The sequence below is a fragment of the Brevundimonas sp. genome, assembly GCF_041648055.1.
GTDB lineage: Bacteria > Pseudomonadota > Alphaproteobacteria > Caulobacterales > Caulobacteraceae > Brevundimonas.
The window spans coordinates 95,145-108,509 of the sequence record NZ_JBAZPS010000003.1; the positions used below are offsets into that span (position 1 = coordinate 95,145).

Annotated in this window: 14 protein-coding genes; all 14 read left to right on the forward strand. The window is 64.0% G+C overall.

Features of this window, described 5'->3' with window-relative positions; genetic code table 11:
* The 14 genes from nuoH (at nucleotide 1) to frr (ending at nucleotide 13,352) form a co-directional block, all read left to right on the forward strand.
* On the forward strand, nucleotides 1-1,065 hold the full coding sequence (gene nuoH, locus WC585_RS08575) for an NADH-quinone oxidoreductase subunit NuoH (RefSeq protein WP_373257381.1): 1,065 nt from the start codon (nucleotides 1-3) through the stop codon (nucleotides 1,063-1,065).
* On the forward strand, nucleotides 1,062-1,274 hold the full coding sequence (locus WC585_RS08580; protein WP_373257383.1) for a hypothetical protein: 213 nt from the start codon (nucleotides 1,062-1,064) through the stop codon (nucleotides 1,272-1,274). The genes nuoH and WC585_RS08580 overlap by 4 nt, the downstream gene beginning before the upstream one ends.
* Nucleotides 1,274-1,765, forward strand: coding sequence for an NADH-quinone oxidoreductase subunit NuoI (gene nuoI, locus WC585_RS08585; protein WP_296170376.1), 492 nt, complete (start codon nucleotides 1,274-1,276; stop codon nucleotides 1,763-1,765). Before WC585_RS08580 ends, nuoI begins: the two co-directional genes overlap by 1 nt.
* 74 nt (nucleotides 1,766-1,839) lie before the next feature.
* Nucleotides 1,840-2,466: an NADH-quinone oxidoreductase subunit J gene (locus tag WC585_RS08590; protein ID WP_292172131.1), complete on the forward strand. Its 627-nt coding sequence runs from the start codon at nucleotides 1,840-1,842 to the stop codon at nucleotides 2,464-2,466.
* Entirely contained in the window at nucleotides 2,466-2,774 is a 309-nt protein-coding gene (nuoK, locus tag WC585_RS08595) for an NADH-quinone oxidoreductase subunit NuoK (RefSeq protein WP_373257385.1), read from the forward strand. Before WC585_RS08590 ends, nuoK begins: the two co-directional genes overlap by 1 nt.
* A gap of 2 nt (nucleotides 2,775-2,776) precedes the next feature.
* Nucleotides 2,777-4,870, forward strand: coding sequence for an NADH-quinone oxidoreductase subunit L (nuoL, locus tag WC585_RS08600; RefSeq protein WP_373257387.1), 2,094 nt, complete (start codon nucleotides 2,777-2,779; stop codon nucleotides 4,868-4,870).
* An 11-nt stretch (nucleotides 4,871-4,881) separates the two neighbouring features.
* Complete coding sequence (locus WC585_RS08605; RefSeq protein ID WP_373257682.1) at nucleotides 4,882-6,360, forward strand: NADH-quinone oxidoreductase subunit M; 1,479 nt, start codon at nucleotides 4,882-4,884, stop codon at nucleotides 6,358-6,360.
* Between the two features lie 7 nt (nucleotides 6,361-6,367).
* Complete coding sequence (gene nuoN / locus WC585_RS08610) at nucleotides 6,368-7,810, forward strand: NADH-quinone oxidoreductase subunit NuoN (protein WP_373257389.1); 1,443 nt, start codon at nucleotides 6,368-6,370, stop codon at nucleotides 7,808-7,810.
* A 1-nt stretch (nucleotide 7,811) separates the two neighbouring features.
* Nucleotides 7,812-8,561 carry a biotin--[acetyl-CoA-carboxylase] ligase gene (locus WC585_RS08615; RefSeq protein WP_373257391.1) on the forward strand — a complete coding sequence of 250 codons (750 nt, stop codon included), beginning with the start codon at nucleotides 7,812-7,814 and terminating at the stop codon, nucleotides 8,559-8,561.
* Nucleotides 8,558-9,340 (forward strand): type III pantothenate kinase, encoded by a 783-nt coding sequence (locus WC585_RS08620; RefSeq protein WP_373257683.1) that lies wholly within the window; start codon nucleotides 8,558-8,560, stop codon nucleotides 9,338-9,340. Before WC585_RS08615 ends, WC585_RS08620 begins: the two co-directional genes overlap by 4 nt.
* On the forward strand, nucleotides 9,337-11,013 hold the full coding sequence (locus WC585_RS08625) for a ribonuclease J (protein ID WP_373257392.1): 1,677 nt from the start codon (nucleotides 9,337-9,339) through the stop codon (nucleotides 11,011-11,013). The genes WC585_RS08620 and WC585_RS08625 overlap by 4 nt, the downstream gene beginning before the upstream one ends.
* 4 nt (nucleotides 11,014-11,017) lie before the next feature.
* Nucleotides 11,018-11,944, forward strand: coding sequence for a hypothetical protein (locus WC585_RS08630; protein ID WP_373257394.1), 927 nt, complete (start codon nucleotides 11,018-11,020; stop codon nucleotides 11,942-11,944).
* A 62-nt stretch (nucleotides 11,945-12,006) separates the two neighbouring features.
* Nucleotides 12,007-12,750 (forward strand): UMP kinase, encoded by a 744-nt coding sequence (gene pyrH, locus WC585_RS08635; protein WP_373257396.1) that lies wholly within the window; start codon nucleotides 12,007-12,009, stop codon nucleotides 12,748-12,750.
* A gap of 44 nt (nucleotides 12,751-12,794) precedes the next feature.
* Nucleotides 12,795-13,352 carry a ribosome recycling factor gene (gene frr, locus WC585_RS08640; RefSeq protein WP_373257398.1) on the forward strand — a complete coding sequence of 186 codons (558 nt, stop codon included), beginning with the start codon at nucleotides 12,795-12,797 and terminating at the stop codon, nucleotides 13,350-13,352.
* Nucleotides 13,353-13,365: the final 13 nt, after the last annotated feature.

The window sequence follows — 13,365 nt, forward strand, 5'->3', positions numbered from 1 at the left end:
ATGGATTTCTGGACTTCTCCCCTCGGCTGGACGCTGGCGACGGCAGGCGGCATTCTGCTGGTCACCGTCGGGATCCTGATCTCGCTGGCGTTCCTGCTGCTGGCCGACCGCAAGATCTGGGCTGCCGTGCAGATGCGCAAAGGGCCCAACGTCGTGGGGCCGTTCGGCCTGCTTCAGTCGTTCGCCGACTTCTTCAAATTCGTGCTGAAGGAAATCGTCGTACCCGCAGGGGCCGACAAGGTGGTCTTCCTGCTGGCCCCGCTGCTGACCTTCATCCTGGCCTTCATTGCATGGGCGGCCATTCCGTTCGCGCCGGGCTGGGTCATCTCGGACCTGAACGTCGGCATCCTGTATATTTTCGCCATCAGTTCCCTGGGCGTCTACGGCATCATCATGGGCGGCTGGGCTTCGAACTCGAAGTATCCGTTCCTGGGTTCGCTGCGGTCCGCCGCTCAGATGGTGTCGTACGAAGTCTCCATCGGTCTGGTGATCATCAACGTCATCCTGCTGGCCGGGACGATGAACCTGACCTCGATCGTGGTTCAGCAAGAGGGCTGGATCTGGAACTGGTTTGCCTTCGGCGGCGGGGCAGGGACCTGGCCGACGATCATCGTGATGATCCCGATGGCCGTGATATTCTTCGTTTCGGCCCTGGCCGAGACCAACCGTCCTCCGTTCGACCTTCCCGAGGCGGAATCCGAACTGGTCGCTGGCTATCAGGTCGAATATTCCTCCACGCCCTATCTGCTGTTCATGATTGGCGAATACGCCAACATCGTCTTCATGTGCGCCATGATCAGCCTGCTGTTCTTTGGCGGCTGGAACCCGGGTTTCCCCATCGACTTCGCGGCCGACTGGCCGGAGTTCCTGGTGAACGTCCTCCTGTTCCTGGTCTTCTTCGCCAAGATCGTCTTCTGGTTCGGCATGATCGCCTTGGTGAAGGCCTTCGTGCCCCGCTACCGCTACGACCAGCTGATGCGCCTGGGTTGGAAGATCTTCCTGCCGACCTCTTTGGTCTGCGTGGTCTTTGTCGCCGCTTGGCGCGTGTTCGCGGTGGGCGCATGACTCGTGCCCTCATCCTGACGATGGCGCTGGGGCTTACGGCCTGCACCATCCCGACCTATGAACCCGACCCGGTCTCGGCCACCCAGTGGGAGCGGCGACAGCAGGCCATAGAGCGCCAGCAGGCCGAAAAGGCCCGGCTGTGCCAGATCACCAAGGATGACGATCCGCGCAAGGAAGAGCTTTGCCGTGGCGTCAGGAGAGATCGCTGATGTTGAACCGTATCGTCCAGGCCGCGAAGGGTGCGCTGCTGATCGATGTGATCGGTGCTGTCGGCCTGTCGCTGAAATACATGGCCCGTCCCAAGATGACGGTGAACTATCCGTTCGAGCGCAATCCGCAGTCGCCGCGTTTTCGGGGCGAGCATGCTCTGCGCCGCTATGCCAATGGCGAGGAACGCTGCATCGCCTGCAAACTGTGCGAGGCTATCTGCCCAGCTCAGGCCATTACCATCGAGGCCGAGCCGCGCGCCGACGGCAGCCGCCGCACGACCCGCTATGACATCGACATGGTCAAATGCATCTACTGCGGCCTGTGCCAGGAGGCCTGCCCGGTGGACGCGATCGTGGAGGGTCCGAACTCGGAGTTCACGACCGAGACCCGCGAAGAACTGCTGTATGACAAGGATCGACTGCTGGCCAACGGTGACCGTTGGGAGCGATTGATCGCCAAGAATCTGGAACTCGACGCGCCTTACCGGTAAGGCGCACTCGCTGAAACGGGCCGCGATTCCTTCAAAGGAGTCGTCGCCATAGTCGAAAGGGGCGAAGGCCTCCGATGTTGCAAGGCATTGCCTTCTATCTGCTGGCGGCGGTGGCCGTGGTGAGCGCCCTTCTGGTCGTCACCGCGAAGAACCCCGTGCACAGCGTTCTTTGGCTGATTCTGGCCTTCTTTTCGTCGGCCGGGCTGTTCGTCCTGCTGGGGGCGGAGTTCCTGGCTATGCTGCTGGTCGTCGTCTACGTCGGCGCGGTGGCAGTGCTGTTCCTGTTCGTCGTCATGATGCTGGACGTCGACTTCGTGAAGCTGCGCGAGGGCTATGCGCGCTATCTGCCGCTGGCGGCGATCGTGGCGGCGGTTCTGCTGGCCGAGATGATCGTGATCTCGCTGACGGTGGCCAGCGGCGGCGCGGCGGCCGATGCGGTCGGACCGGTCGCGGCGACGGCGGACCAGAGCAACGTCGAGGCCATCGGGCGGGTGCTCTATACCGACTACGTCTACTTCTTCCAGGCGGCGGGGATCGTGCTGCTGATCGCCATGATCGGAGCCATCGTCCTGACCTTGCGCCACAAGCCCAACATCAAGCGCCAGAACATCGCCCGCCAGGTCGGCCGCGATGCCAAGACCGCCATGGAGGTCAAGTCCGTGACCACCGGGGCCGGCGTCACCCCGGAGGATCTGATCTGATGGCCGTTTCGCTCGCACATTATCTGGCGGTCGCCGCCATCCTGTTCACCATCGGTGTCTTCGGCATCTTCGTGAACCGCAAGAACGTCATCATCATCCTGATGTCGATCGAGCTGATCCTGCTGGCCGTGAACATCAACTTCGTCGCCTTTTCGGCCTATTTGAACGATGTCCAGGGGCAGATCATGGCCATGTTCGTCCTGACCGTCGCCGCGGCCGAGGCCGCCGTTGGCCTGGCCATTCTGGTGACCTTCTTCCGCAACCGTGGCGACATCGCGGTTGACGATGCCAGCGCGATGAAGGGCTGATCGTGGACTATCAGACCCTCGTCATCCTGGGCGTCTTCGCCCCCCTGATCGGTGCCGCGATCGCCGGCTTCTTCGGTCGTCGCATCGGCAATACGGCCTCGCAGGCCGTTACGACCGGCCTGCTGTTCGTGTCCTGCATCGTCGCCTGGATCGTCTTTGGCAACTGGACCTGGGGCGAGCTGGAGCCGTTCACAGTCACCCTGGCACCCTTCATCAATGTCGGTGATTTCCAGTCGGACTGGGCCATCCGTATCGACGCCCTGTCGGCGACCATGCTGGTGGTGGTCACCACCGTGTCCTCGCTCGTCCACCTGTACAGCTGGGGCTATATGGCCGAGGACCCGGATAAGCCGCGGTTCTTTGCCTATCTGTCGCTGTTCACCTTCGCCATGCTGGCGCTGGTCACCGCCGCCGACTTCATGCAACTGTTCTTCGGCTGGGAAGGCGTGGGGCTGGCGTCCTATCTGCTGATCGGCTTCTGGTTCAAGAAGCCCACGGCCAGCGCCGCCGCGATCAAGGCCTTTGTCGTCAACCGCGTCGGCGACTTCGGCTTTGCCCTTGGCATCATCACCGTCTTCTGGATGTTCGGCACAATCCAGTTCGCCGAGCTGTTCCCGATGATCGCGTCGAAGGCCGGGACCGGCTGGGACTTCATCGGTTACCGCTGGTCGGCGCTGGATCTGGCGGGCTTCCTGCTGTTCATCGGCGCGATGGGCAAGTCGGCGCAGTTCTTCCTGCACACCTGGCTGCCTGACGCCATGGAAGGCCCGACGCCCGTGTCCGCCCTGATCCACGCCGCGACCATGGTCACGGCCGGCGTCTATATGGTCTGCCTGCTGAGCCCCATCTACGAATATGCGCCCGTCGCGGCCGGCATCATCGCCGTCATCGGGGCCATAACGGCCATGTTCGCCGCGACCGTCGGTCTGATGCAGAACGACATCAAGCGGGTCATCGCCTATTCGACCTGTTCGCAGCTGGGCTACATGTTCTTCGCGGCGGGTGTCGGGGCCTATCAGGCCGCCATGTTCCACCTGTTCACCCACGCCTTCTTCAAGGCCCTGCTGTTCCTGGGCGCAGGCTCGGTGATCCACGGCATGCATCACGAGCAGGACATGCGGAAGATGGGTGGGCTGTGGAGGCTGCTGCCCGTCACCTATGCGGTCATGACCATCGGCACCATCGCCATCACCGGCCTGGGCATTCCCGGCGTCGGCGGCTTTGCGGGCTTCTATTCCAAGGATTCGATCATCGAGAGCGCCTATGCGGCGGCGATGACGGGGCACAGCCCGTTCGGCCTGTTCGCCTTCTTCATCGGCATCGTGGCGGCGGGTCTGACGGCCTATTATTCCTGGCGTCTGGTGTTCATGACCTTCCACAACAAGCCGGTGTGGAAGGACGAAGGCGCGCATCATCAGGACGATCATGCCACCGACGCCCAACTGGAAACTCACTCAGAGCCGCTGGCCGACGACGCCCATGCGCATGACGATCACGCACACGACGACCATGCTCATCACGGCCCGCTGAAGCCGCATGAGAGCCCGTGGGTCATGCTGGTGCCGCTGATCGTGCTGTCCATCGGGGCCGTGGCCGCCGGTCTGGTCTTCGCGCCCAGCTTCATCGGGGATCACGAGCATCATTTCTGGCGTGGTGCGATCTTCGTGGCCGAGGCCAACCACGTGCTGCACGAAAGCCACTATGTGCCGACCTGGGTGAAGTGGTCGCCGTTGATCCTGACGCTGATCGGCACCGCCTTCGCCTTCTGGATCTATGTGCTGAAGGAAGGCATGGCCAAGCGGATGGCCGACAGGGGCGGGGTCATCCACGGCTTCCTGTACAACAAGTGGTATTTCGACGAGCTGTACGCCTTTGTCTTCGTCCGCGGGGCCAAGGGGCTGGGTGATTTGTTCTGGAAGGTCGGCGATGTGCGGATCATCGACGGCGGCGGGCCCAATGGCGTCGCCTGGCTGTCGCGCCGGTTCGCCGGCGGTCTGGCCCGCTTCCAGTCCGGCCAAGTCTATTTCTACGCCTTTGTCATGCTGATCGGCCTGGTCGGTTTCCTGGCCTATGCCATCACTTCGTGGGGAGCCTGATCTTGCCCCAGATCCCCTTCATCCTCAGCATCATCACCTTCCTGCCGCTGATCGGCGGGGGTGTGATCCTGCTGTCGCGCCTGTTCAACAAGGCCGGGGCCGACAATGCCGCGCGCTGGATTGCCATGGGCACGACCCTGGTCACCCTGGCTCTGTCGGTCGTGCTGGTCGGTGCGTTCGATCAGTCCAGCGCGGCCTATCAATTCGTGGAACGCTACGTCTGGTTCGTCGGCGCGGAATACCACATGGGCGTGGACGGGATTTCGATCCTGTTCGTGCTGCTGACGGCCTTCCTGATGCCGATCTGCATTCTGGCCAGCTGGAAGACCATCACCGACCGCGTGGTCGAATACATGATCGCCTTCCTGGTGCTGGAGACGCTGGTCATCGGGGTGTTCACCTCGCTGGACCTGTTCCTGTTCTACATCTTCTTCGAGGGCACCCTGGTGCCGATGTTCCTGATCATCGGCATCTGGGGCGGGGCCAACCGCATCTATGCCTCGTACAAATTTTTCCTCTACACCCTGCTGGGGTCCGTCCTCATGCTGCTGGCCATGCTGTGGATGGCCCAGGATGCGGGCACGACCAGCATTCCGGCACTGAAGGAACACGTGTTCGACGCCCGCTATCAGCCGCTGCTGTGGCTGGCCTTCTTCGCCTCGTTTGCAGTGAAGATGCCGATGTGGCCGGTGCACACCTGGTTGCCGGACGCCCACGTTCAGGCCCCGACGGCAGGCTCGGTCATCCTGGCCGGCATCCTGCTGAAGCTGGGCGGCTACGGCTTCATTCTGTTCAACATCCCGATGTTTCCGTTGGCGTCCCAGATGTTCGCGCCGCTGGTGTTTGCCCTGTCGGTGATCGCCATCGTCTACACCTCGCTGGTCGCCTTCCGTCAGACGGACATCAAGAAGCTGATCGCCTATTCATCGGTGGCCCACATGGGCTTCGTGACCATGGGCATCTTCGCGGGCAACGACACGGGCGTTCAGGGCGCGGTGTTCCAGATGCTGAGCCACGGCCTGATCTCGGGCGCGCTCTTCCTGTGCGTCGGCGTCGTCTATGACCGCATGCACACGCGAGAAATCGCCTTCTACGGCGGCCTGACCAATCGCATGCCATGGTTCGCGGCCATCTTCCTGATGTTCACCATGGCCAATGTCGGCCTGCCGGGCACCTCGGGCTTCATCGGGGAAATCCTGACGATGACCGGCGTCTATCAGGTCTCGACCTGGGCGGCCTTCGTGGCGGCCTCGGGCGTCATCCTGTCGGCCATCTATGCCCTGACGCTGTATCGCAACGTCATGTTCGGCGAGATCGTCAATCCGGCGCTGAAGACCATCGCCGACATCGACAAGCGCGAGCTGGCGCTGTTCGTGCCGCTGATCGTCGGGACCATCTGGCTGGGCGTCCAGCCGGGTCTGGTGCTGAACTATACCGCCGCCTCGGTCGAGGCGCTGACCGCCACCTATCGCGCTGTGATCGGCGGGTGAGACCATCATGCAAGATCTGATTCCCGCCCTTCAACTGTCCGCGCCGGAAGGCACGCTAGCCGTCGGTGGGCTGGTGCTGCTGATGCTCGGAGCCTTCATGGGCGAGAAGAGCGCCCGCCTGGTCTCGATCCTGTCGGTGGCCCTGCTGGTCGCCGCTACCGCCGTGACCGTGACCGGCCCATTGGGCCAGGCGTTCAACGGGGCCTATGTGGCCGATCCGCTGGCCGTCTACGGCAAGGCGATCATCTTCCTGTCCAGCGCGGTCTGTATCGTGCTGGGTGGCGGCTGGATGCAGCGGGCGAAGATCGCGCGGTTTGAATATCCCATCCTGATCGTCCTGGCCTCGGCGGGCATGGGCATGATGGCGTCCTCGGGCGACCTGATCTCCATGTATGTCGGGATCGAGCTGCATTCGCTGGCGCTGTATGTGCTGGCCGCCTTCCACCGCGACGACCTGAAGGCGTCCGAGGCGGGCCTGAAGTATTTCGTGCTGGGGGCCCTGTCGTCCGGCCTGCTGCTGTACGGGGCCAGCCTGGTCTACGGTTTCACCGGCTCGATGAACTTCCAGGAGATCGCAGCCTATGCGGCCCAGAATCCGTCCGTCGGTCTGGTCTTCGGCCTGGTCTTCGTGATCTGCGGCCTGGCGTTCAAGATCTCGGCCGCGCCGTTCCATATGTGGACGCCCGACGTCTATGAGGGCGCGCCGACCCCGGTCGTGGCCCTGTTTGCCACCGCTCCCAAGATGGCGGCCATGGTTCTGGTTGCGCGCGTGCTGATCGACGGCTTTGCCGGCTCGCACGATCAGTGGGCCCAGGTGCTGGTGCTGATCTCGCTGATTTCGTTCGCCGTCGGTGCGTTCGGCGGTCTGGCGCAAAAGAACATCCAGCGCCTGCTGGCCTATTCGTCGATCGCCAACATCGGCTACGCCCTGCTGGGTATCACGGCGGGGACGGAGGCGGGCCTGCAGGCCATGCTGATGTTCATGACCCTGTATGTCGTGGACCAGCTGGGCTTCTTCGCCATCCTGCTGTCGCTGTCCAAGGGCGGCAAGCCGGTGCGGACCATCGCCGATCTGGCGGGGCTGAGGCGGACGCGGCCGGTGACGGCCATCGCCCTGACGGTGCTGTCGCTGTCGGTGCTGGGCATGCCGCCGTTATCGGGCTTCTGGGGCAAATACTATGTCTTCGGTGCCGCCGTGGATGCCGGCTACTGGATGGTGGCGACCGCCGGTCTGGTCGCCTCGGTCGTGGCCGCCTTCTACTATCTGCGGATCATCAAGCTGATGTGGTTCGATCCGCCGGTGGATGAGGTGCCGTTCGATGCCGCCCCGGTCGAGGCCAGGACGATCGCCGTTGCCGGTGCCGCCTTCGCCTTTCCGCTGGTCATCATCGGCCTGACGTGGATCGAGCCGCTGAGCCGCGTCGCCGCGACCAGCTTCAACGCCGGCTAGGGTGGACGCGGCCCCCGTCCTGCTGTTCGACCAGCTCGACTCGACCAATGCCGAGGCGCGGCGTCGGGCCGAGGCAGGGGAGGCGGGGCCGCTGTGGATCACCGCCCGTTGTCAGACGCAGGGCCGTGGGCGGCGCGGCCGCGATTGGGCCAGTCAGGACGGTAATCTGTTCGCCACCCTGCTCCACATTGTGAACAACTCGCCCGCCGAGGCGGCGCAAATCACCTTCATCGCGGCCCTGGCTGTCGCCGATTTGCTGGATCGGTATGCGCCGCCGTCGCTGGTCACGAGCAAATGGCCCAATGATGTGATGCTGGCGGGCGTGAAGTCCTCGGGCATTCTGGTCGAGTCCGGAGCGCATGCGTCCGGTGGGCTGTGGCTGGCGGTCGGGATCGGCGTCAATCTGGCCCATTCGCCGCAGGGAACAGAGCGGCCCGCGACGGCTCTGGTCGATCATCTGGCTGCCGGTGTCGCCGCGCCGCCGACGGTCGAGGTGGCCGCGCATCAGTTGGCCGAGGCCTTTGCCGTCTGGCTGCACCGCTGGGAGACGCTCGGCTTCCAGCCCATCCTCGACGCCTGGGCCGCGCGCACGCCGGGGCTCAACGGTCCTGCCGTCGCGCGTCTGGGGCATGAAACGGTCGAGGGCCGGGCCGAGGGCGTGGCCGCCGACGGTGCCCTGAAACTGCGACTGGGCGACGGATCGCTGCGGCTGATCTCGGCTGGCGATGTCTTCTTTGGGGAAGCTGCCTGATGCTGCTGGCGATCGAGCAAGGCAATACCAACACCCTGTTCGCGATCCATGACGGATCCGAATGGATCGCGCAGTGGCGGACCTCGACCTATGCCAACCGCACAGCGGATGAATATGCCGTCTGGCTGCATCAGCTGCTGACCATGCGCGACCTGTCGATCAGCCAGCTGGATGGCTGTATCATCTCCAGCGTGGTGCCGCAGTCGATCTTCAACCTGCGCAACCTGGCGAGGCGCTATCTGAATGTCGAACCCATGGTCATCGGCGAGAACGTCGACCTGGGCATTGCCGCGCGCATCGACAAGCCCAGCGAGGCCGGGGCCGACCGGCTGGTCAACGCCATCGGGGCGCATCTGGTCTATCCCGGCGACCTGATTGTGATCGACAGCGGCACAGCGACCACCTTCGATGTCGTAGCCGCCGACGGGGCGTTCGAGGGCGGCATTATCGCGCCCGGCGTCAACCTGTCGCTGCAGGCTCTGCACGAGGCCGCCGCAATGTTGCCCCGCATCGCCATTCAAAAGCCTGCGAAAGTCATCGGCAAGGACACCGTCTCCAACATGCAGTCCGGCGTCTTCTGGGGCTATATCGCCCTGATCGAAGGCCTGGTGGCGCGCATGAAAAACGAGTGGGGCGCTCCCATGACCGTCATCGGAACGGGCGGCGTGGCCAGCCTGTTCGAAGGCGCAACGACATCAATCGACCGGTTCGATCCGGACCTGACCATCCGCGGCCTGCTGGAAATCTGGCGGCGGAACACTCCCCCCAAGGACACATGAAAAAGAACACAAACGACGAACTCGTCTTCATACCGCTCGGCGGTTCGGGCGAAATCGGAATGAACCTGAATGTCTACGGCTACGGGCCGGAGACGAACCGCGAATATCTGATTGTCGACGTGGGCGTCACCTTCGGCGACCTGTCGACGCCCGGCGTCGACGTGATCGTGCCAGATCCAGAGTTTCTGGACGGCGAGAACATTCGTGGCATTGTCCTGACCCATGCGCATGAGGACCACATCGGCGCGCTGGGCTGGCTGTGGACGCGCATCAAGGCTCCGATCTATGCGACGCCCTTCACCGCCTTCCTGATCCGCGAGAAGCTGCGCGAGGCAGGGGTGCTGGATCAGGTGAAGATTGTCGAGGTGCCCCTGTCGGGGACCATCGATCTGGGCCCGTTCCAGGTGACGATGATCACCATGACCCACTCGATCGCCGAGCCGAACGCCCTGGCCATCAAGACGCCGCTGGGCACGGTCTTTCATACCGGCGACTGGAAGCTGGACCCCACGCCGGTCATCGGTCAGCCGATCGACATTGCGGCCATCACCAAGCTTGGCGACGAAGGCCTGCTGGCCATGGTGTGCGATTCCACCAACGTCTTCGTCGAGGGGCAGGCGGGGTCAGAACTGGATGCGCAGGCCGGTCTGATCGAACTGATCGGCAGCCTGAAGAAGGGCCGGATCGCGGTCGGTTGCTTTGCCTCCAATGTCGCGCGGATGGTCAGTGTGATGAAGGCCGCGCAACTGGCCGGACGCCGCGTGGCCCTGGCTGGCCGGTCGATGCACAAGATCACGGCGGCGGCGAAACATGTCGGCCTGTTCGGCGACAGCCAGCGCATCCTGTCAGAGGAAGAAGCTCGCGTCTGGCCGGCGGATGAGATCCTGTACCTGTGCACCGGCAGCCAGGGCGAGGACCGCGCCGCCCTGTCTCGTGCCTCGCAGGGAACCCACCCGGTCATCAAGCTGGGTCTGGGCGACCACTGCATCTTCTCGTCGCGGGTCATTCCCGGAAACGAGCTCTCGATCGCGGCCCTGCAGGACCGGCTCGCGGACCGCGGGGTGCGGCTCTACACCGAGAAGGATCACCCGCACGTCCACGTCTCTGGCCACCCGTGCCGCGATGAGATGAAGCAGATGTACGCCTGGGCGCGACCGAAGATCGCCGTGCCCACCCACGGCATGCGCCGCCACCTGGCCGAACACGCCAATATGGCCAAGGATCTGGGCGTGGCCGAGACGGTGACGCCCCGTAATGGTGACATGGTGCGCCTCGCCCCCGGGCCTGCCGCCATTATCGACGAGGTTCCGCACGGTCGCCTGTACGTCGACGGCGGTCGTCTGGTCACCGAACAGGGCGAGGCCATGCACGAGCGCCGTCATGCCTCCAACAACGGCGTGTTGATCGTGAGCTTTGCGATGGACAAGCGCGGCAAGATCGTCAGCGACATCGACGTCCGCTCCATCGGCCTGCCCGGTGATGCGGAGCGTCCGCTGGGCGATGCGCTGGATGATCTGGCCGAACGGGTCGAGGTCGCGGTCGGCAAGTTGAAGGGCCCAGCCCTGGAAGACGAAATGGTCATCGAACAGGCTGTGTCGCGTGCGCTCAAGAAGGCCAGCCAGCAGATCTGGGATCGTCGCCCCATCGTGGAGACGGTCATCCTGCGGCTCTAGGCAGATGCAGGGTCGGGGGCGCGCGCGGTTGAAGGTGACAGGGGCCAAGGCACTGGACCGTGTCCGCCATGCGCGTCACCCTCTGCATGGGTGGCGCAAATGGGCGCTGATCCTGTTCCAGTCCGTAGTCGGCTTAATCGTCCTGTTCGCTCTGGTGAATCTGACGCTCAGTCTGACGACGTTCCGGGGCAGCAATCCCGCCGATCGCATGATCGACGAGGTGCGCGGCCTGTGGTTCAGCCCGGCGGACGGACGCGCCGTGTCGGCCACGGCGTTTGCGGCCGTTCATGGCGAAGAGCTTGGCTCCGATCCGTCTGCCGACGACATTCACCGTCATTTCGTGCGCGAAGCCGAACAGGGCGTGTTCCTGCTTGACCACGTGATGGCCGACTACATTCTTAAGCAGTTCGACCGGATCGACGGTCGGACTTTGCCGTCGGGCGTCTATGTCGGGGCTCATGCCTTGGGGCCGGACGGTGATCCGTGGGTGCGCGTGACCAAATGGCCGGCGCATTATCTGATGTTCCCGCGCCACGCCTATATCCTGGTGGTGCCGGAGAGCGGGCCGGCCATCGCCTTTTCAGCCAGCCAGAACGCCAAGTTCGATCCGGATCTGCCGGATGGCGATCGTCTGGGCGCGCGCGTGGCCGTCTATGATCCGGACGCCTACGACTTTCCCAGCTCGGGTCAGGCGCTGCATGAGATGACGCTGATCACGAACGACCCGGCGGCGGTCGCCGCCGCGTCCGCCGATCTGGCGCGGGCGAGGGCCGAGCTGGACGCCAGCGGCCTGCGCTATGGTCTGCTGGCCCCAAACTCCAACACCGTGGTCGGATGCATCCTGGAGCGGTCGGGGGCCATGACGGCCGAGCAGCGTAGCCGTATTCTGCTGGCAATCAGGGCGCCGGGAATCGGCGCGGACTGCTGGTAGGCTTTGAATCCCGGCGCGGCCCTACCTATAAGGAGCCGAATCCGTTTGCCCCAAGGTCCAGTATGCCCGACGCCCCCTCAGAGTTCCGATACAAGCGCGTCCTGCTGAAGGTGTCGGGCGAGGTGCTGATGGGCGATCAGGCTTACGGCATCGATCAGAAGACGGTGGCGACGGTGGCCCAGGCCGTGGCGGATGTTGCGCGTGAAGGCATCGAGATTTGCCTGGTTATCGGCGGTGGCAACATCTTCCGGGGCCTGTCCAAGGCGGCTGGCGACATGGAACGTGCCACGGCCGACTATATGGGCATGCTGGCCACGGTCATGAATGCCTTGGCCATGCAGGCGGCGCTCGAGAAGATCGGCGTCCAGACCCGGGTGCAGAGCGCCCTGACCATGAATGCCGTGGCCGAGCCCTATGTGCGCCGCCGGGCCCTGCGTCATCTCGAGAAGGGGCGGGTGGTGATCTTTGCCGCCGGTGTCGGTGCGCCGTTCTTCACCACCGATTCCGGTGCCGCCCTGCGCGCCGCCGAAATGGGCTGCGACGCCTTGCTGAAGGGCACCAGCGTGGACGGCGTTTACACGGCTGATCCCAAGAAGGACAAATCGGCGACCCGGTACGAGACCCTGACCTATCACGATGTGCTGGCGCGGGACCTGAAGGTCATGGACGCCTCGGCGATCGCCCTGATGCGTGACAGCGGCATCCCGATCGTGGTCTTCTCGATCCGGGAAGATAATTCGCTCCGCCGCACTCTGACGGGCGAAGGCACGTTCACCGTGATATCGTCCTCCGACAAGGCCGCCTGACCGGCCCGCTGGCGCACGACAAGAAACGACGAGAGAAACCGACCATGGCCAAGCCCGACCTGAAGACTTACCGCGACCGCATGGACAAGGCAGTCGCCGCGCTCAAAGAAGAGTTCAATGGCCTGAGGACCGGTCGGGCCAACGTCGGCCTGCTGGATCCGGTGCAGGTGCAGGCCTACGGCTCCAACTCGCCGCTCAACTCGGTCGCGGCCATCAGCGTGCCTGAGCCGCGCATGATTTCGGTCAGCGTCTGGGACAAGTCGATGGTTGGCCCAGTCGAGAAGGCGATTCGCGCCGCAGGCTTGGGCCTGAACCCCATCGTGGACGGTCAGACCCTGCGCATTCCCGTGCCGCCCCTGACCGAGGAGCGCCGCAAGGAACTGGCCAAGCTGGCCGGGAAATATGCCGAGCAGCAGAAGATTTCCGTTCGCAACGTGCGCCGCGATGCCAATGACGATCTCAAGAAGGCCGAAAAGGCTGGTGACATCAGCCAGGATGAGCAGAAGAAGATGGAAGCCGACGTCCAGAAGGACACCGATGCCGCCATCAAGCGCGTCGACGAGGCCCTGAAGATCAAGGAACAGGAGATCATGCAGGTCTGACGCCCCGTCTCTG